Origin of the sequence: Compostibacter hankyongensis, from assembly GCF_039541075.1 — a bacterium.
Classification (GTDB): Bacteria; Bacteroidota; Bacteroidia; order Chitinophagales; family Chitinophagaceae; genus Compostibacter; species Compostibacter hankyongensis.
Genome location: NZ_BAABFN010000010.1, coordinates 1 through 539 on the forward strand (window position 1 = coordinate 1; position 539 = coordinate 539).

The 539-nt window shown below is 53.1% G+C and carries 1 protein-coding gene; it reads left to right on the forward strand.

The genetic code is table 11. From position 1 onward, the window contains the following. Positions 1-291 (forward strand): LLM class oxidoreductase (locus tag ABD851_RS14395; RefSeq protein ID WP_425549955.1); only part of this gene is annotated, 291 nt, incomplete at its 5' end. Between the last annotated feature and the right edge of the window lie 248 nt (positions 292-539).

Below are 539 nucleotides of genomic sequence, written 5' to 3' on the forward strand. Positions count from 1 at the left end.
GACGACTTTGTGGAGCCGATGCTGTGGACGGGTATCGGACGGGCCCGGTCGGGCTGCGGAGGCGCATTGGTAGGCACGCCGGAACAGATCCTGGAAAAGATGAACCGTTATATGGATATGGGGATCCGTGCGTTTATCCTGTCGGGTTACCCGCTGATCGAGGAATGTGAGCTGTTCGGGAAGCTGGTGCTGCCGCAGCTGCCGAATGTGAAGCTGTCGGTGGAACAGGGGCGGACACCGTCGGAGACGCCGGTCACCCCGTTCACAACCGGCGCGCTGCGGGTGGGGTAGAGGTGAAAGGTAAAAGGTGAAAGGTAAAAGGTAAAAGGTAAAAGGTAAAAGGCGAAGGGTAAAAGGCGAAGGGTGAAAGGCGAAGGGTAAAAGGCGAAGGGTGAAAGGCGAAGGGTAAAAGGCGAGAGGTGAAAGGTGAAAGGTGAAAGGTGAAAGGCATTTTATGTTTAAGGTTTAAAGTCTAAGGTCTAAGGTTTTCTTCCGGGCAAATGAACTTTAGACCTTAGACTTCTGAACTGGAAATCAGA